Source organism: Nitrospirota bacterium (assembly GCA_016178585.1).
Classification (GTDB): domain Bacteria; phylum Nitrospirota; class Nitrospiria; order JACQBW01; family JACQBW01; genus JACOTA01.
Genome location: JACOTA010000062.1, coordinates 20270 through 36404 on the forward strand (window position 1 = coordinate 20270; position 16135 = coordinate 36404).

Annotated in this window: 28 protein-coding genes; 25 read left to right on the top strand and 3 right to left on the bottom strand. The window is 42.9% G+C overall.

Annotated features, from left to right (window positions below; genetic code table 11):
• The first annotated feature begins 71 nt into the window (after positions 1–71).
• The 25 genes from rpsC (at position 72) to HYR79_09965 (ending at position 13249) form a co-directional block, all read left to right on the top strand.
• On the top strand, positions 72–746 hold the full coding sequence (rpsC, locus tag HYR79_09845) for a 30S ribosomal protein S3 (protein MBI1821997.1): 675 nt from the start codon (positions 72–74) through the stop codon (positions 744–746).
• Positions 739–1152: a 50S ribosomal protein L16 gene (gene rplP, locus HYR79_09850; GenBank protein MBI1821998.1), complete on the top strand. Its 414-nt coding sequence runs from the start codon at positions 739–741 to the stop codon at positions 1150–1152. Before rpsC ends, rplP begins: the two co-directional genes overlap by 8 nt.
• Entirely contained in the window at positions 1153–1374 is a 222-nt protein-coding gene (gene rpmC, locus HYR79_09855; protein ID MBI1821999.1) for a 50S ribosomal protein L29, read from the top strand.
• Positions 1371–1670: a 30S ribosomal protein S17 gene (gene rpsQ, locus HYR79_09860; protein MBI1822000.1), complete on the top strand. Its 300-nt coding sequence runs from the start codon at positions 1371–1373 to the stop codon at positions 1668–1670. Before rpmC ends, rpsQ begins: the two co-directional genes overlap by 4 nt.
• A 4-nt stretch (positions 1671–1674) precedes the next feature.
• Entirely contained in the window at positions 1675–2043 is a 369-nt protein-coding gene (gene rplN, locus HYR79_09865; GenBank protein ID MBI1822001.1) for a 50S ribosomal protein L14, read from the top strand.
• A gap of 69 nt (positions 2044–2112) precedes the next feature.
• The gene (locus tag HYR79_09870) at positions 2113–2430 is read left to right on the top strand and encodes a 50S ribosomal protein L24 (protein ID MBI1822002.1); all 318 of its coding nucleotides are present in this window, start codon (positions 2113–2115) and stop codon (positions 2428–2430) included.
• Positions 2431–2510: 80 nt separating this feature from the next.
• Positions 2511–3062, top strand: a complete 552-nt coding sequence (gene rplE / locus HYR79_09875; GenBank protein MBI1822003.1) for a 50S ribosomal protein L5 — start codon at positions 2511–2513, stop codon at positions 3060–3062.
• A gap of 15 nt (positions 3063–3077) precedes the next feature.
• On the top strand, positions 3078–3263 hold the full coding sequence (locus HYR79_09880; protein MBI1822004.1) for a type Z 30S ribosomal protein S14: 186 nt from the start codon (positions 3078–3080) through the stop codon (positions 3261–3263).
• 87 nt (positions 3264–3350) lie between these two features.
• The gene (gene rpsH, locus HYR79_09885; GenBank protein ID MBI1822005.1) at positions 3351–3752 is read left to right on the top strand and encodes a 30S ribosomal protein S8; all 402 of its coding nucleotides are present in this window, start codon (positions 3351–3353) and stop codon (positions 3750–3752) included.
• 48 nt (positions 3753–3800) lie between these two features.
• Positions 3801–4337, top strand: a complete 537-nt coding sequence (rplF, locus tag HYR79_09890; GenBank protein ID MBI1822006.1) for a 50S ribosomal protein L6 — start codon at positions 3801–3803, stop codon at positions 4335–4337.
• A gap of 11 nt (positions 4338–4348) precedes the next feature.
• Complete coding sequence (gene rplR / locus HYR79_09895) at positions 4349–4717, top strand: 50S ribosomal protein L18 (protein ID MBI1822007.1); 369 nt, start codon at positions 4349–4351, stop codon at positions 4715–4717.
• 20 nt (positions 4718–4737) lie between these two features.
• Positions 4738–5235, top strand: coding sequence for a 30S ribosomal protein S5 (gene rpsE, locus HYR79_09900; GenBank protein MBI1822008.1), 498 nt, complete (start codon positions 4738–4740; stop codon positions 5233–5235).
• A gap of 1 nt (position 5236) precedes the next feature.
• Positions 5237–5419, top strand: coding sequence for a 50S ribosomal protein L30 (gene rpmD / locus HYR79_09905; protein MBI1822009.1), 183 nt, complete (start codon positions 5237–5239; stop codon positions 5417–5419).
• An 11-nt stretch (positions 5420–5430) separates the two neighbouring features.
• Positions 5431–5865 carry a 50S ribosomal protein L15 gene (gene rplO, locus HYR79_09910; GenBank protein ID MBI1822010.1) on the top strand — a complete coding sequence of 145 codons (435 nt, stop codon included), beginning with the start codon at positions 5431–5433 and terminating at the stop codon, positions 5863–5865.
• Positions 5866–7179, top strand: coding sequence for a preprotein translocase subunit SecY (gene secY / locus HYR79_09915; protein ID MBI1822011.1), 1314 nt, complete (start codon positions 5866–5868; stop codon positions 7177–7179).
• 2 nt (positions 7180–7181) lie between these two features.
• Positions 7182–7901: an adenylate kinase gene (locus HYR79_09920; protein MBI1822012.1), complete on the top strand. Its 720-nt coding sequence runs from the start codon at positions 7182–7184 to the stop codon at positions 7899–7901.
• Complete coding sequence (map, locus tag HYR79_09925) at positions 7898–8659, top strand: type I methionyl aminopeptidase (GenBank protein MBI1822013.1); 762 nt, start codon at positions 7898–7900, stop codon at positions 8657–8659. The genes HYR79_09920 and map overlap by 4 nt, the downstream gene beginning before the upstream one ends.
• A 1-nt stretch (position 8660) precedes the next feature.
• Positions 8661–8885: a translation initiation factor IF-1 gene (infA, locus tag HYR79_09930; GenBank protein MBI1822014.1), complete on the top strand. Its 225-nt coding sequence runs from the start codon at positions 8661–8663 to the stop codon at positions 8883–8885.
• 108 nt (positions 8886–8993) lie between these two features.
• On the top strand, positions 8994–9107 hold the full coding sequence (gene rpmJ, locus HYR79_09935; protein ID MBI1822015.1) for a 50S ribosomal protein L36: 114 nt from the start codon (positions 8994–8996) through the stop codon (positions 9105–9107).
• 66 nt (positions 9108–9173) lie between these two features.
• Positions 9174–9557, top strand: a complete 384-nt coding sequence (rpsM, locus tag HYR79_09940; GenBank protein ID MBI1822016.1) for a 30S ribosomal protein S13 — start codon at positions 9174–9176, stop codon at positions 9555–9557.
• A 104-nt stretch (positions 9558–9661) separates the two neighbouring features.
• Entirely contained in the window at positions 9662–10045 is a 384-nt protein-coding gene (gene rpsK / locus HYR79_09945) for a 30S ribosomal protein S11 (protein ID MBI1822017.1), read from the top strand.
• 21 nt (positions 10046–10066) lie between these two features.
• Positions 10067–10693, top strand: coding sequence for a 30S ribosomal protein S4 (gene rpsD / locus HYR79_09950; GenBank protein MBI1822018.1), 627 nt, complete (start codon positions 10067–10069; stop codon positions 10691–10693).
• 86 nt (positions 10694–10779) lie between these two features.
• Positions 10780–11781: a DNA-directed RNA polymerase subunit alpha gene (locus tag HYR79_09955; GenBank protein ID MBI1822019.1), complete on the top strand. Its 1002-nt coding sequence runs from the start codon at positions 10780–10782 to the stop codon at positions 11779–11781.
• A 119-nt stretch (positions 11782–11900) separates the two neighbouring features.
• Positions 11901–12323: a 50S ribosomal protein L17 gene (gene rplQ / locus HYR79_09960; GenBank protein MBI1822020.1), complete on the top strand. Its 423-nt coding sequence runs from the start codon at positions 11901–11903 to the stop codon at positions 12321–12323.
• A gap of 71 nt (positions 12324–12394) precedes the next feature.
• Complete coding sequence (locus HYR79_09965; protein MBI1822021.1) at positions 12395–13249, top strand: outer membrane lipoprotein-sorting protein; 855 nt, start codon at positions 12395–12397, stop codon at positions 13247–13249.
• A gap of 14 nt (positions 13250–13263) precedes the next feature.
• Here HYR79_09965 and HYR79_09970 read toward each other — a convergent pair whose 3' ends face one another.
• The 3 genes from HYR79_09970 to HYR79_09980 are packed head-to-tail and all read right to left on the bottom strand — an operon-like array spanning position 13264 to position 15929.
• Complete coding sequence (locus HYR79_09970) at positions 13264–14064, bottom strand: TatD family hydrolase (protein MBI1822022.1); 801 nt, start codon at positions 14062–14064, stop codon at positions 13264–13266.
• A gap of 35 nt (positions 14065–14099) precedes the next feature.
• Positions 14100–14942 carry an ABC transporter permease gene (locus HYR79_09975; protein MBI1822023.1) on the bottom strand — a complete coding sequence of 281 codons (843 nt, stop codon included), beginning with the start codon at positions 14940–14942 and terminating at the stop codon, positions 14100–14102.
• Positions 14943–14945: 3 nt separating this feature from the next.
• On the bottom strand, positions 14946–15929 hold the full coding sequence (locus HYR79_09980) for an ABC transporter permease (protein MBI1822024.1): 984 nt from the start codon (positions 15927–15929) through the stop codon (positions 14946–14948).
• Between the last annotated feature and the right edge of the window lie 206 nt (positions 15930–16135).

Sequence of the window (16135 nt, forward strand, 5' to 3'; positions counted from 1 at the left end):
TTAAAGGATAAAACCAGCTACGTTGCGGAAACACTCCGCATAGCAAGCTTGGAGGGGAGGGGGATAAAAGTTTGGGACAAAAGGTACATCCCGTTGGATTTAGATTAGGTTATATCAAAACGTGGAGCTCAAAATGGTATGCGGACAAAGATTATGCCAGGCTTCTCCATGAGGATTTAAAAATTCGGAAAATCGTAAAGAAAAAACTTTTTCATGCCGGGGTTTCCCGAATCGAAATCGACCGTTCTGCTAATCAGGTGAAAATTAACATTTTTACGGCAAGGCCTGGAATTATTATTGGCCGAAAAGGGGCGGAAGTCGATAAGTTGAAAGCAGAACTGGAAGGGATCGCAAAAAAACAAGTTTATATCAACATTAAGGAAATTAAAAAACCCGAATTAGACTCCCAACTCGTCGCCGAAAGCATTGCCCTTCAGCTTGAAAAACGAATTGCTTACCGAAGAGCCATGAAAAAAAGTGTTACCACGGCGCTCCGGTTAGGTGGTTTAGGAATTAAAATTTCCTGCGCCGGACGATTGGCCGGGTCTGAAATTGCCCGTACGGAATGGTATCGTGAAGGAAGAGTTCCCTTGCATACTCTCCGGGCAGACATCGATTATGGGTTTGCCGAGGCAAAAACAACCTATGGACAAATAGGCGTGAAGGTTTGGATTTATAAAGGCGATATTTTGGTAGATAGCGAAGAAGCGCAAAATGAACGCCGAATTGAAAGGAAGTATGCTTAGCCCAAAAAAAGTTAAACATCGTAAGATGATGAAAGGGAGAATGAATGGAAAAGCTTATCGGGGAGCTGACCTGGCTTTCGGTGAGTTTGGCTTAAAAGCCATGGAGCCAGGGTGGGTGACCAGCCGGCAAATTGAAGCTGCCCGTATTGCGATGACGCGCTATATTAAAAGAGGAGGGAAGATCTGGATACGGATTTTTCCCGATAAGCCTATTACCAAGAAACCTGCGGAAACCCGTATGGGAAAAGGAAAAGGGAATCCTGAATATTGGGTGGCTGTCGTTAAACCGGGCCGAATTTTATACGAAATGGATGGCGTAACCCGGGCAGTTGCCGAAGAAGCTTTACGGTTGGCCGCGTTTAAATTGCCCATCGCCACCAAGCTGATTGAACGGGGAGTCATCTAAATGAAAGTGAAGGAATTTCGAAATTTCTCAGGTGAAGAACTTGAGGCTAAAAAGGGGGATATTAAAAAGGAACTCTTTAATCTAAGATGCCAAATTGTTCTGGGAAAAATGGAAAATCTTGCGAGAGTCAGGAATCTAAAAAGAGACGTCGCCAGAATTGAAACAGTTCTTAAAGAAAATAAAACCGGGACAAACTCCCCAACACAACAGGTTAAACCATGACGGAGAATAAAGAGCTTTCCAAAAAGAAAAAAATTTTTATAGGAAAAGTAATCAGCAATAAGATGGATAAGACGGCCGTGATTGAAATCCAGCGAACCATTGTTCATCCCCAATATCAAAAGGTGGTGAAGCGTTTTACCCGGTTAAAGGCGCATGATCAGGATAATCAATGCAAAATCGGGGATCAGGTTAAAATTATCGAAACGCGTCCATTGAGCAAAGAGAAGAATTGGAAGGTCATCGATATCATCAGTTCTGCCCCTCAAAAAGCCAAAGGCGCGGAAGCGGGAGAATAGGGTTATGATACAAATTTATACCATGTTGGATGTCGCAGACAATTCCGGAGCAAAAAAAGTGATGTGTTTTCATGTGATGGGGGGGTCTCGAAAACGATATGCGACCGTTGGGGATATTATAACCGTTGCTGTGAAAGAAGCCATACCTCAAGCCAGTGTAAAAAAAGGGGACGTTGCAAAGGCGGTTGTCGTTCGAACAGTTAAAGAGGTTCGCCGGGAGGATGGTTCCTATATAAAATTTGACCGGAATGCTGCGGTATTGATTAACGCTCAGGGAGAACCGATCGGAACTCGAATTTTTGGACCGGTTGCAAGGGAATTAAGAAGGAAAAAATTCACGAAAATTATTTCTTTGGCGCCCGAAGTCATTTAGGGTTTATTGTTTTTGATTGAAAGAATAGAGGAAATTTACATGCTTGGAACCGAGTTAAAGCCGCCCCCAATCAGTTTAAAAAAAGGGGATATGATTAAGATCATTTCCGGAAAAGAAAAAGGAAAACAGGGGAAAGTGCTGCAGGTGATTTCAAAAAGCCAAAGTGTTTTGATCGAAAAATTGAACTTGATCAAAAAACACCAAAAACCCACTCAGACGAACAAACAGGGCGGAATCATAGAAAAAGAGGCGCCCATTCATGTTTCTAACGTTATTCTAGTTTGCAGCCATTGCAATAAAATGACCCGTCCCAAAATAAAGTTTTTAGAAAACAGCAAGAAATTGAGAATTTGTAAAAAATGCGGCGAGGGAATCGACAAGGTCTAAGCGTTTTTTAACAAGGCAAAGGGAAGATGGCAAAAAAAGAAAGCACAACAAAAAAAGAGACTGCAGTAAAAAAAGAAAGCATGACAAAAAAAGAACCCAATGTCATGAAAACCAAATTTAAAGAAGTGTCGCCGCTTCTTATGAAAGAGTTTTCTTTTAAAAGTCCGATGCAAGTTCCAAAACTTGAGAAAATTGTGATTAACATTGGAATGGGTGAAGCCATTTCTAATGTCAAGCTCCTTGATGAAGCTGTGAAAGAGTTAGGCCAGATCACCGGACAAAAGGCTGTAATCACCAAGGCGAAAAAATCCATTGCCGGTTTTAAAGTCCGGGAAGGGATGCCGATTGGGTGTAAAGTGACCCTGCGAGGTGAAAGAATGTACGAGTTTTTTCACCGGCTTTTACATGCGGCTTTACCCAGGATTCGTGATTTCCGGGGCGTTTCGCAAAAATCTTTTGATGGAAGAGGGAGTTACACGCTGGGTGTAAAAGAACAGCTGATCTTTCCGGAAATAAAATATGATGAAATTTCGGCATTACATGGTATGGACATTACCATTGTAACAACCGCGAAGAATGATGACCAGGGACGGGCGTTGTTGAGGCATCTCGGCATGCCTTTCAGAAAATAATTAAGGAGAAAAATTTTGGCGAGAAAAGCGTTAAAAAACAAGGCAAAGGCGGAGCCCAAATTTAAGGTAAGAGCTTATAACCGCTGCCCGGTTTGTGGAAGGGTCCGGGGTTTTATGAGAAAATTTCAATTGTGCAGAATCTGTTTCAGAGGTCTCAGTCTGAAAGGGGAAGTTCCTGGAGTGACCAAATCAAGCTGGTAAAAACAGCAGGGTCTTTTATTAATTTTTTTTGTGTGGGTTGAGTCATCAGTTTCACAATTCAACTGAATTTTAAAGAGAGAATGATTTATGTCAATGGTTGATCCCGTAGCGGATATGCTTACCAGAATTCGGAATGCCAACAAACGGTGGCAGGGTTTTGTCGATGTTCCAACTTCAAAATTAAAATTGGAACTCGCCAAAAAAATATATCAGGAAGGTTTTATCAAGAGTTATAAAATTGTTGAGCAAAAGGGTAAAGGCCACATACGTATCTTCTTGAAATATTTGAATGAAGATGAAGACCGAGTGATCACGGATATTCAAAGAGTCAGCAGACCCGGGAGAAGGGTTTATACCGGAGCTGAAAAGATTCCCTTGATCAAGGGGGGTCTGGGTGTGGCTATTCTTTCGACTTCGAAGGGGATAATGACAGATCGTGAATCGAGAAAACAAAGTTTAGGGGGAGAAGTCATCTGTTCGATCTGGTAGGATAGGCGGCAGGGAACTCCTTTAACGGTTAGAACGGAAAAATAGCATATGTCTAGAATTGGAAATAAACCCATACAGATTCCTTCGGGAGTGGAAGTTAAGATTACTCCCGGCTTGATTACCGTAAAAGGGCCTAAAGGTGAACTTAAGAAAGACGTTCATGAGAAAATTGAAGTTCAAAAAGATCAGTCTGAAATAAAAGTCAGCCGGAACGGAAATGACGGGTTTTCTAAAGCTCTTCACGGCCTTACCCGAAATAATATTTTCAATATGGTGACCGGGGTAACCAAGGGTTTTGAAAAAGTTTTAGAAATTAGCGGCGTTGGGTATCGAGCGCAGGTTCAGGGTAAGAACCTGTCTTTGACCCTCGGTTTTTCCCATCCTGTTCAAGTTGAACTCCCTAAAGGAATCGAAGCGACCGTCGAAAAACAGACCATCGTGACCTTAAAGGGAACAGACAAAATTTTATTGGGCCAGATTGCGTCAAATATACGGGGTTTAAGAAAACCGGAACCCTATAAGGGAAAAGGAATTAAATACGCCGGCGAAAAGATTTTAAGAAAAGAAGGAAAAACAGGGAAATAGAGGTTTAAGGAATGGGACTACAAGTTCAAAAAAAACGAGAGGCGAGGTTAAGCCGCCACAAAAGGGTCAGAAAAAAAGTCCATGGCACCACAGAGCGCCCAAGATTGTCGGTTTTCAGGAGCAATTTATACCTATACGCTCAAATTATCGATGATACAAAAGGGGTAACTTTAGCTATGGCGTCAAGCCAGGAAAAAGAAATCGCCAAGAAAAAATCCGCGAATAACATTGAATCGGCGAAAAAACTAGGCTTGCTTCTCGCAAAAAGAGCAAAGGAAAAAAAAATCACTCAGGTTGTGTTTGATAAAGGGGGGTATCTCTATCATGGCAAAATTAAAGCCCTCGCTGATGCAGCCCGTGAAGGCGGATTGGTTTTTTAATTAAGGAGTTATAAGGAGTTATATTGGAAAAAATAAATCAGGATGACAACTCGTTAAAGGATAAGGTTGTTTGTATCAATCGTGTTGCCAAGGTGGTAAAAGGCGGCAAACGGTTTAGCTTTAGCGCCGTGGTGGTTGTAGGAAATGGAAACGGCCAGGTAGGCATGGGGAAAGGAAAAGCGGCTGAGGTCCCGGAAGCTATTCGGAAAGCGGTTGAGAACGCCAAAAAGAATATGTTTGTTTTTCCTTTAAGAAATAATACGATACCTCATGAGGTAATCGGTCATTACGGTGCGGAAGACGTTTTATTAAAACCGGCCGCGGAAGGCACGGGAATTATCGCCGGTGGGGCTGTCCGTTCCGTAATGGAGATGGCAGGCATACAAAATATTTTAAGTAAATGCCTGGGAAGCGGAAATCCCTTTAATGTTGTGAAGGCGGCTTTGGCTGGCTTAAAGAACCTGCGTAGCCGTGAAATGGTCCGTGAAATGAGAAAACAATCCGAGATTACGGTGTAAAATGGATAAAAAAATATCAATTACTTTAAAAAGAAGTTTTATAGGAAGATCCGGAAAACATAAAAAAGTGGCTATAGGCCTTGGTTTGAGAAAATTAAACCAAACGGTTATTCGTCCTGATTCTCCGGAAATCCGTGGAATGATTGATAAAATCTCTTATTTAGTAGAAGTTAGTCAAACGTAAAGGGATCCAAAATGAGATTAGAAGATTTAGGACCAACGCCAGGATCGCGAAAAAAAGAAAAACGGATAGGACGCGGGCCCGGATCGGGTCATGGTAAGACATCCACAAAAGGGCATAAGGGACAAAAAGCCCGTTCCGGTGGCGTTAAAGGTCCCGGCTTCGAGGGTGGTCAGCAACCTTTAATCCGACGAATCCCCAAAAGGGGGTTCGCAAGCTTATTTAAAAAAGAATATTCACTCGTTAATTTAAAGTCTCTGGAAAACTGTCAAGAGAAGGTTATTACCCCTGACGTTTTAAAAAATCTTGGACTGGTGAAGAAGACCGCTTTAGTGAAAATTTTGGGTACGGGTGAACTTAAAAAACCTTTGACCATTCACGCCCATAAATTCACCAAATCTGCCGAGGATAAAATTAAACAGGCGGGTGGAAGCGTAGAGGTTATTTAATTGTTTGGAAGACTTGTCACCAGCCTCCAGAATATCTTTAAAATCGAAGAATTACGCCACCGTGTCTTGTTTACGCTTGGAATGCTTGCCGTTTACCGGATTGGAGCCCATGTCCCCACTCCAGGAATTAACAACGAAGCCTTAAGTGAATTCCTGACCCGTCAGGGCGGCGCTTTGATGGGTTTTTTGGATATCTTCTCAGGGGGAGCGCTTTCCAAGCTTTCGATTTTCGCTCTTGGGATTATGCCCTATATTAGTGCGTCCATCATTCTACAGCTTTTAACTGTGGTGATTCCGCATTTATCGAAATTGGCCAAAGAGGGGGAGCGTGGAAGAAAAAAAATAATCCAATACACCCGTTTTGGCACGATCATAATCGGCTTAATTCAGGCGTTTGGCATTGCCGTCGGTCTGGAAGGAATGGAAAAGGGCGTGTTTGTTCAGAGCCCGGGATGGAGTTTCAGGTTAATGACCATGGTTACGGTTACGGCTGGAACCGCCTTTTTAATGTGGCTGGGGGAACAAATCACCGAGCGCGGCATCGGGAATGGAATCTCGTTAATCATTTTTGCCGGGATCGTGGCAAGAATGCCTTCTGCAATCAGCAGTACCTATCAATTGGTTAAAACGGGTGAACTCAATATCTTTCTTCTTATCGCCCTTTTAGCCGTGATGGTATTTGTTGTGGCCGCTATCGTCTTCTTGGAAACCGGAAGGCGAAAAATTCCTGTTCAATATGCGAAAAGGGTTGTGGGGCGGAAAGTTTATGGAGGACAAAACACTCATATTCCATTGAAAATAAATACCGCCGGGGTGATTCCTCCAATTTTTGCTTCCTCGATTATTGCCTTTCCAGCAACGATTGCAGGTTTCATAGCTATCCCATGGGTTCAGGCTGTTAGCCGGAACCTGGCGCCTGGTTCTGTATTTTACACGCTTTTATATGTCGCTTTAATCGTTTTCTTTAGCTTTTTTTATACGGCGGTGGTCTTGAATCCTGTAGATATGGCTGATAATATGAAAAAATACGGAGGTTTTATTCCAGGAATTCGACCGGGGCAGAGGACTTCCGATTATATTTATCGGGTCTTGACCCGAATCACGTTTGTGGGATCTCTTTATCTCGCCGCTGTAGCAGTGCTTCCTGAACTTTTTATCTATAAGCTTCATGTGCCCTTTTATTTTGGCGGCACATCCTTATTGATCGTGGTGGGGGTGGGATTGGATACGGCGCAGCAAATCGAAACTCACATGATTACTCGAAATTATGAGGGTTTTATGAAAAAAGGACGATTAAAAGGAAGAAGCGCCTAAAAATGAATCTTAAAGAAGAGACTCAGACTCAATTGGAAACAAAGGAAAAAAAATATTCAGGTTTTAAATTAATTCTCCTGGGACCGCCAGGCGCAGGAAAAGGAACTCAAGGTCAAACTCTTTCTGCTCAATATGGAATACCGAAAATATCAACCGGAGATATCCTCAGAGAAGCCGTCGCAAACCAAACGCCTTTAGGTGTTAAAGCAAAATCGTTTTTGGATAATGGCATTCTCGTCCCCGACGAGGTCGTAAATGGCCTGGTCAGAGAGCGGTTGAACCAGTCTGATTGTCGTGAGAAAGGTTTTATTCTGGATGGGTTTCCAAGGACCATTCCACAGGCCGAGACGTTAAAGCGAATCCTGTCTGAACTCAACCTTGCCCTGGATGCTGTCATTAGCTTTGAATTGAAAGAGGCCGATTTAGTAAGAAGGTTGTCGGGTCGAAGGAGTTGTCCGAATTGTAAAATGGTTTTTCATTTAGTTTTTAATCTGCCTCAAAAACCGGGCGTCTGTGATCGTTGTGGAAATACGCTGATCCACCGCGATGATGATAAGGAAGAAACGATTAAAACCCGTTTCAAGGAGTACCAGGAAAAAACGGCGCCTCTTTTAAACTATTATCAAAGTTTGGAATTATTGTATTCGGTTCCAGGGAATGGGACAATAGAAGATGTCAATAAAGCGCTCGAAGGGATTTTATCGAACAAAAAAATAGAATGATAATTCTTAAATCGGAAGCAGAAATCGAAAAAATAAGGGTAGCGTGCCAGATTGTGGCGGAAACCCTTGAATACTTAAAGGAGAATGTAAAACCCGGAATTACAACCACAGATTTGGATCGGATGGCCGAAGAAAGAATCCTTAAGAAGGGGGGAAAGCCCGCCTTTAAAGGATATCGAAATTTTCCGGCGACGCTTTGTGCGTCCATAAATTCAGAAGTGGTTCATGGAATTCCGTCCAAAAAATCGGTTTTGAATGAGGGAGATATCATCGGTTTGGATCTTGGCGCCATTGTTGACGGTTTTTACGGAGATGCGGCGATTTCAGTGCCTGTTGGAGAAATTTCAGCAGAAGCCAGAAATTTGATTAAAACGACTGAAGAGTCCTTATATAAGGGAATCGAGCAGGCCCGAATGGGCAACCGTTTATCGGACATTTCCCATGCGGTTCAGGTCCATGTTGAAGCTGCAGGATATTCTGTGGTGAGAGACTTTGTCGGGCATGGCATTGGAAGAAATTTGCATGAAGACCCTCAAATTCCTAATTATGGAGAACCCGGGCAAGGGCCAAGATTGAAAAAGGGAATGGTGTTAGCCCTTGAGCCAATGGTCAATATGGGAAAGAACCCTGTGATGATTCTTGATGATAAGTGGACTGTTGTGACGAGAGATGGAAGTCTTTCCGCCCATTTTGAACATACGATTTCAATCACCGAAAATGGGCCTGTCATTTTATCTTCTTTAAAGAAGGATTTTTAAAATGGCCAAAGAAGATTCCATTGAAGTCCAGGGGACGATCTCCGAAACCTTGCCAAATGCCATGTTTCGGGTGGCATTGGAGAACGGTCATCAGGTTCTGGCGCATATTTCCGGTAAAATGAGAATGCATTATATTAAGATTTTGCCGGGCGACAAAGTGACACTTGAGTTATCGCCCTATGATTTAACAAGGGGGCGGATTACTTATCGGTTTAGCGGCAAATAGTTACCGTTTAAGTAAACGCGAGGATTGGGTTTATCCCTGCCGGGCGAAGGATCGCGGGGAATTTAGCCAGGGAAGGATAAAAAGTCCCGAATAAAATAGAGGAAAAAAATGAAAGTTAGATCTTCGATTAAAACGATTTGTTCAAAATGTAAAGTGATTAAAAGAAAAGGGGTCATCCGTGTGATTTGTGAAAATCCACGGCATAAACAACGGCAGGGTTAATAAAGACAAAACAAGCTTTGTTGCGGAACCACTCCGCGCAGCAAGCTTGGAGAGGAGCAAATAAAATTGGCTAGAATTTCCGGGATAGATTTACCCAAAGACAAAAGAATTGAAGTCGGGCTTACTTATATTTACGGGATAGGTCCAGCCTCGGCAAGAAAAATTTTAAAGGCAACGGGCGTCAATCCGGACACACGGGTAAAAGATTTGAAAGATGACGAGGTCATCAAAATAAGGGAACGCGTAGACCGGGAATTTAAAGTTGAAGGAGATTTAAGACGAGAGGTATCCATGAATATCAAGCGATTGATGGATATTGGCTGTTATCGCGGACTCCGGCACAGAAAAGGTCTTCCCGTCAGGGGTCAACGGACAAAAACGAACGCACGGACCCGCAAAGGCCGTAAAAAACATGCAGTGGGTTTAAAGTTAAAAAAAGAAGCTAAATAATTGATCGGGAGATTGAGCATCAGGCTTTGCCTGTGCGAAATTGGGGCTTGGGGGCATTGAGAGTGAATTGCTCGAAGGCCCCCAAATAAAATAGGCGAAAAAATATGATTAAAAAGGGAACGAAAAAGAAAGAAAAGAGAATTGTTCAAAGCGGAATAGCCCATATCGAAGCTACTTTTAACAATACCCTGATCTCAATAACCGATATGGGGGGAAATGTTCTGGTATGGATGACCGCTGGCGGTCAGGGATTTAAAGGTTCGAGAAAGAGCACCCCTTTTGCGGCTCAGAAAGCGGGCGAAGTCGTCGCTAAAAAAGCCATGGAACAGGGTATGAAGCAGGTGGATGTTTATGTAAAAGGCCCGGGCTCAGGACGGGAGTCCGCTGTTCGTTCAATGCAGGCTGCGGGATTAAAAATTAACATGATTAAAGATGTGACCCCGATTCCGCATAACGGTTGTCGTCCCCCGAAACGACGTAGAGTTTAATTAAAATAGGAGAAAATACCATTGGCAAGATACACCGATTCCGTCTGCCGGCTATGTCGGCGGGAGGGAACAAAGCTTTTTTTGAAAGGTTCGCGATGTCTCACTGAAAAATGTGCTATTGATCGAAGGGCTTATGCGCCGGGCCAGCATGGACAGGCCAGACCCAGGATTTCAGAATATCGCATGCAGCTTCGTGAAAAACAAAAATTAAAACGGATTTATGGGTTAATGGAAAAACAGTTTCGAACTTATTTTCAGAAAGCCGAACGTAAAACAGGAATTACGGGAGAAACTTTACTCCAATTCCTGGAAAGAAGGCTCGATAACGTTGTTTATCGGATGGGTTTTGCATCTTCACGAAGCCAGGCCAGACAGCTTGTGGGGCATAAACATATTCTGGTCAATGGGAAAAACGTGGACATCCCTTCTTTTTTAATTAAGCAAGGGGATGTGGTCGAGGTTAAAGAAAAAAGCCGCACCCTTCCGGCCATTGTTAGTGCGATTGAGGTTATCGAAGCAGTTGGGATGTCCTCATGGATCGAATTGGACAAAGCTAACTTTAAAGGAACGGTTAAAAACCTTCCTTTAAAGGAAGACATCTCCCTGCCAGTCAACGAACAACTGGTTGTAGAGCTTTATTCAAGATAATTAAGCGGCTATTTTAAATTAGGATGAAAAGAGAAAATAAGCTACGTTGCGGAATCACTCCGCAGAGCAAGCTTGGGGGGGGGGAGATGATTATTAGAACAAAAGATTTCCAAATACCCAAAAAGTTGGAATGCGAACAGGAAAGTTTGACTCCAACCTATGGAAAGTTTTTTGCCGAGCCATTTGAAAGGGGTTTTGGAACAACGATTGGTAATTCTCTTAGAAGAGTCTTATTGTCAACGATTGCAGGTGCGGCGGTAACTTCAATTAAAATTGAAGGGGTTTTACATGAATTTTCAAACATTACCGGCGTAAAAGAGGATGTAACGGATATTATTCTTAATATTAAAAATCTTCGCTTGAAAATGCACACCGACAAACCTAAGTCCATTCATATTCGGAAAAAGGGGCTGGGAACGGTGACCGGGAAAGACATTATTCATGATTCCGAAATCGAGATTTTAACACCCGATTTGCATATTGCAACTTTGGATAAAGATGCCAATCTGGACATGGAATTAACCGTGAAAATAGGAAGAGGTTACGTCCCCGCAGAACGAAATAAGGAAGAAGGAACGGCGATTGGTGTCATTCCGGTAGATTCTATTTTTACCCCGGTAAAAAAAGTAAATTTCAATGTTGAAAACGCCCGGGTCGGGAGGATCACCGACTATGACAAACTGATTCTTGAAATTTGGACCGATGGAAGCGTGGTCCCAGCCGATGCTGTGGCCTTTGCGGCAAAAATTTTAAAAGATCATTTGACGATCTTCATTAATTTTGAGGAAAAAGAAGAAGAGGCAGTCGATAAAACCGAGGAACAAAAAGAGGAAATCAATAAAAATCTCCTGAAAAGTGTCAACGAGTTGGAGTTGTCTGTCCGGGCGGCTAACTGTTTGAAAAACGCTGACATAAAAAGTATATTGGAATTGGTTCAGAAAACTGAAGGGGAAATGCTCAAAACCAAAAATTTCGGCCGGAAATCCCTTAATGAAATCAAAGAGATTTTGGAAGAAATGGGACTGTCTCTCGGGATGAAATTGCCACCGGAAGTTTTTGCGCTCGCAAAAGAAGAACAAAAAGCCTAGAAAAAAAGCGAGGCTCTGGCTTTGCCAGGCTGAGCGCGGGGCTTGGGGGCATCGGAGGATTTCACGAAGTGAAACCGCACGGACCCCCAAATATAATAGTAATATAAGGGAAAAATAAAATGAGACACAAGTGTGCTGGCAGACAATTTGGAAGAAATCCTGGACATCGAAAAGCTTTGTTTAGAAGCTTGGTGACATCATTCTTCGAACATGAACGAATTGAAACCACAGAGGCGAAAGCCAAAGAAATGCGTACTTTTACAGAACAGATGATTACACTCGGCAAAAGGGGAGATTTGCATGCCAGGCGGCAGGCTTTATCCTTTATACGGGATAAAGATGTGGTCGCCAGGCTGTTTAAGGAGGTCGCCCCTCGGTTTTCAGCCCGAAATGGGGGCTATACCCGTTTGGTAAAAACCAGGAGAAGGCTGGGAGACGGCGCTGAAATGGCAATTCTCGAACTGATTGATTATAAAATGGTGAAAAAAGAAAAAGGCTCTCCAACCGAACCCGAAACAGAAAACAAACCAGCGGGTTCATAACCCGCTGGTTCAATTTACCCCCGTTTTATCGAATTTCCCAAGTTCAAAAGAATTGTTTTAAAGGAGTTTTTATGGTTTATGCTTTTAAAAGAGGAATGTTTTTTTTAATTTTTACTTTTTTGCTGAGTGCACCTTTTACTTCAAATGGGTTTGCAGATGACTTCCTCCTCTCTCCTGAATCTAAAGATGGAATTACCGGCAAAGAAATTATGATCAAAGCTGAGGGCATTAACCCTGGGTCCGACCAGCGCTCTAAATTGACCTTTCATTTCAAAGAAAAAGACGGGTCGGAACGGAAAATGGTCATGCAGAGGTTTTGGAAAAACTATCACGGAGAAAACGGGATCGATTCAAAGGTTGTGATCTTCCAGGAGTATCCTCCGGAAACAAAGGGATCGGGTTTTATGGGCTGGTTCTATAAAACGGGTCCTAAAAAAAGTGAGTCATGGCTTTATATTCCTATTTTAAGAAAGGTCATTCAATTGCCTGAAACAAGCAATGATGAGGCTTTCCAGGGATCCGACCTAAGACCCGGCGATATGGCCACCCGTAATGTCGACCAGGATACACATGCCTATCTGGGAGACGAAACAGTGGATGGAAAAAATTATTATATGGTGGAGTCTGTTCCCCGCGAAAAAGACCCCTTCTATAAATATGGAAAAGTGGTTAAATGGATTTCAAAGGATTCGTTTTTAAAAGAGCGGGTCGATTATTATGATGAAACCGGAAAAATTTTCAAGAAACAGACCATCTCATGGAAAAAGATTAAAGACGCCTGGGTTTGGGATAAGGTGACCACGTTTAACGTTCAGACGGGCGTTGAAACGAATTTAGACGTGAGCGATATTAAAATCGATACAGGTCTTCAAGATTCGCAATATACCGAAAGAACTCTAAAAGGGGGAATAGCCTCCTTTAACTAAATTTTAAGCTGTATTCAGGTTGTACCGGAGGACTCGCCCGAAAATGATGACAGCCCGTAAATTCTTTTGGCATTTTCTGTTGTTTGAGACATGATTTTTTCTACGGGGACCTTTTTGATTTCAGCAATTTTTTCGGCGACATGCTTAACGCGCATCGGTTCATTTTTTTTACCCCGGAAAGGAACCGGCGACAAAAATGGGGAATCCGTTTCGATTAGTATTTTGTCTAATGGAATCTGAGAAACGACCTCCCGAAGGGAGGAGGAGTTATTGAAGGTAATAATTCCGGAAAAAGAAATCAAAAAATTAAGTTCAATCGCGGCTAAGGCCATCTCCAGATTTTCCGTAAAACAGTGAATAATCCCCCCGACTTTTTCCGCTTTTTCTTTTTTTAGAATATCAATCGTTTCTTTTGGGGCATTCCGGCTATGGATGACTAAGGGCAGAGCCCTCTCTTTAGCTAACCGGATATGGTTAACAAAAGCAGATTTTTGAGTTTCGCGGGGGGAATGGTCATAATAAAAATCCAACCCGGTTTCTCCAATTCCCCTGATTTTTGGATGCCGTTCGATCAAATCTCTAAATTTATCAAAGATATCCGAACCGATGGTTTTCACTTCATGAGGATGGACGCCAACCGTGGCAAAAACGTCGTTATATTGTCTGGTCAACTCGCAGGATTTTTCACTTGAAGCGAAATCGGTCCCGATGGTTACCATAAATATTAAACTTGCCTCTCTAGCCCGCAGGATGATCTCCTCAACCTCCTGTCCATCTCCAAGCATTTCGAGATGACAATGGGTGTCTACCAGCATAACCTTCCTTTCTGTTTTTGAGGGTGCATCAACCTTTATTTTTTGAGACGGGGGTCCAGCATGTTCCTCAACCCTTCCCCCAGTAAATTATAACCCAATACCGTAATTAAGATCGCGGCTCCCGGAAAAAAAGAAAGCCACCAGGCGATCTCGATATTATCTTTCCCAGCCGTTAACATATTTCCCCAGCTGGGTGTGGGAGGTTGAACCCCCAGGCCGAGAAAACTAAGGGATGATTCCACTAAAATAGCCCCGGCAACGCCCAAAATAGCCGAAACATAGACAGGAGACAAAGTATTTGGTAAAAGGTGCAATGAAATTATTCTCGCATCATTTGCCCCAAGCGCTCTGGCCGCTGTGATGTAATCCATTTCCTGAGTGGCTAAGAACTGCGCCCGGACCAAACGGGCGACCCCCATCCAGGTTGTGACTCCAATAATCAACATAATATTAAAGAGATTTGGACCCAGAAAAGCGATGACGGCTAAAATAAGAAAAAAAGTGGGGATGGAAAGCATGATATCAGTAAAACGCATAAGCGCGTCATCCAAAGCTCCTCCATAATAACCGGAAATGGCGCCGATCATTACCCCGATAACGATTGATATGCCAACTGCCACAAAACCGACATTTAATGATACGCGTGAAGCATAAATAATTCTTGAATAGACGTCTCTTCCGAGTTCGTCGGTTCCCATCCAGTGTTCCCGGCTCGGAGGTGAAAGAATATTTTTAATGTCAATTTTTGCGGGATCTTCCTTTGAAATGAATGGAGCCAATAAAGCAATGGTCAAAATCAACGCGATGATCAACGCTCCGCTGAAGGTGACCTTATTTTTAAACAGTGTCGTCGAAAAATCGAAAAATATTTTGATCATTAATTAAGCCGTTTTTGTGGTTACTTTAACTTTGGGATTGACGAGGGCTACGGAAAGATCAGCCAGAAAATTTCCGACCATGGTTAAAAGGGCTCCGATGATCGTGATTCCCATGACAAGGGGATAATCCCTCATCATGACAGACTGAAAAAACAACTGTCCCATTCCGGGAATGGCATAAATGCTTTCAAAAATCACACTTCCCCCGATTAAACCCGGGACGGAAAGGCCTAAAATGGTTACAATGGGAATCAACGCGTTTCTAAAGGCATGTTTATAAAGAACGACGTTTTCCGGCAGGCCCTTGGCATAAGCCGTTCGAATATAGTCCTGACGAATGACCTCCAGCATTTCTGACCGGAGATACCGGGATAAGCCTGCCAATCCTCCAAATGCCGAAACAAAAACAGGAAGGAGGAGGTGTTTCCCCCAATCTAACAGACGTGTCAAAAACGTAAACCCTTCTGTGTCGAGAGATTGATACCCGGAAATAGGAAGCCATCCCAGTTGGACGCCGAATAAAATCATAAGGAGCAAGGCGAGCCAAAAGGTAGGTATGGCGAACCCGATAAAAACAAAGAGGGTTGAAGAGACGTCAAAGAAAGAATTTTGTTTTGCCGCCCCGAGCACCCCAAAGGGAGTGGCCACCAGCAAAATCAGTCCTAATGAGAGAAGATTAATTGAAATGGTGACGGGAAGACGATCGAGAATTTTCTGGTTAACGGGCTGACCGTCCATAAACGATGTTCCAAAATCGAACGTAATGAATTTCTTAAGCCAAATAAAATATTGAACCGGCAGGGGTTTGTCCAACGCATAGAGTTTCCGAAGATTTTCTTTTGCTTCGAGGCTGACTTTTGGGTTGAGATTGGTCTGCACGTCGGCAGGCTCTCCAGGAGCCAGATGCATTATTAAAAAAGTAATGACCGTGACCCCAAGCAGGGTAACAAAAAACTGGACCGAACGATTTAAGAGAAAAAAAGTCATGCTTTAACATCCCAGGCCAATAGAAAATATTGTTTGAGATTAGCAAGTGGCTGTTTAAATGTCAAACCCAAGACCAGCGATAGACTTCGCACCCACTTATTAATCATGTCATTGCAAGCACCGAAGGGTGCGTGGCAATCTTATCGTAAAGTCTTGAGATTGCTTCACTTTGTTCGCAATGACAGCTTTCTAACTCTGTTCTTGGG

Coding starts and splice junctions, on each gene's coding strand:
- map (MBI1822013.1), top strand. CDS start 7,898: ATGATAATTCTTAAATCGGAAGCAGAAATCGAAAAAATAAGGGTAGCG.
- HYR79_09965 (MBI1822021.1), top strand. CDS start 12,395: ATGGTTTATGCTTTTAAAAGAGGAATGTTTTTTTTAATTTTTACTTTT.
- rpsK (MBI1822017.1), top strand. CDS start 9,662: ATGATTAAAAAGGGAACGAAAAAGAAAGAAAAGAGAATTGTTCAAAGC.
- infA (MBI1822014.1), top strand. CDS start 8,661: ATGGCCAAAGAAGATTCCATTGAAGTCCAGGGGACGATCTCCGAAACC.
- HYR79_09955 (MBI1822019.1), top strand. CDS start 10,780: ATGATTATTAGAACAAAAGATTTCCAAATACCCAAAAAGTTGGAATGC.
- rpmJ (MBI1822015.1), top strand. CDS start 8,994: ATGAAAGTTAGATCTTCGATTAAAACGATTTGTTCAAAATGTAAAGTG.
- rpsH (MBI1822005.1), top strand. CDS start 3,351: ATGTCAATGGTTGATCCCGTAGCGGATATGCTTACCAGAATTCGGAAT.
- rplF (MBI1822006.1), top strand. CDS start 3,801: ATGTCTAGAATTGGAAATAAACCCATACAGATTCCTTCGGGAGTGGAA.
- rplO (MBI1822010.1), top strand. CDS start 5,431: ATGAGATTAGAAGATTTAGGACCAACGCCAGGATCGCGAAAAAAAGAA.
- HYR79_09970 (MBI1822022.1), bottom strand. CDS start 14,064: ATGCTGGTAGACACCCATTGTCATCTCGAAATGCTTGGAGATGGACAG.
- HYR79_09975 (MBI1822023.1), bottom strand. CDS start 14,942: ATGATCAAAATATTTTTCGATTTTTCGACGACACTGTTTAAAAATAAG.
- rpmD (MBI1822009.1), top strand. CDS start 5,237: ATGGATAAAAAAATATCAATTACTTTAAAAAGAAGTTTTATAGGAAGA.
- rplE (MBI1822003.1), top strand. CDS start 2,511: ATGACAAAAAAAGAACCCAATGTCATGAAAACCAAATTTAAAGAAGTG.
- rplP (MBI1821998.1), top strand. CDS start 739: ATGCTTAGCCCAAAAAAAGTTAAACATCGTAAGATGATGAAAGGGAGA.
- rpmC (MBI1821999.1), top strand. CDS start 1,153: ATGAAAGTGAAGGAATTTCGAAATTTCTCAGGTGAAGAACTTGAGGCT.
- rplN (MBI1822001.1), top strand. CDS start 1,675: ATGATACAAATTTATACCATGTTGGATGTCGCAGACAATTCCGGAGCA.
- HYR79_09980 (MBI1822024.1), bottom strand. CDS start 15,929: ATGACTTTTTTTCTCTTAAATCGTTCGGTCCAGTTTTTTGTTACCCTG.
- rplR (MBI1822007.1), top strand. CDS start 4,349: ATGGGACTACAAGTTCAAAAAAAACGAGAGGCGAGGTTAAGCCGCCAC.
- rplQ (MBI1822020.1), top strand. CDS start 11,901: ATGAGACACAAGTGTGCTGGCAGACAATTTGGAAGAAATCCTGGACAT.
- HYR79_09920 (MBI1822012.1), top strand. CDS start 7,182: ATGAATCTTAAAGAAGAGACTCAGACTCAATTGGAAACAAAGGAAAAA.
- rpsQ (MBI1822000.1), top strand. CDS start 1,371: ATGACGGAGAATAAAGAGCTTTCCAAAAAGAAAAAAATTTTTATAGGA.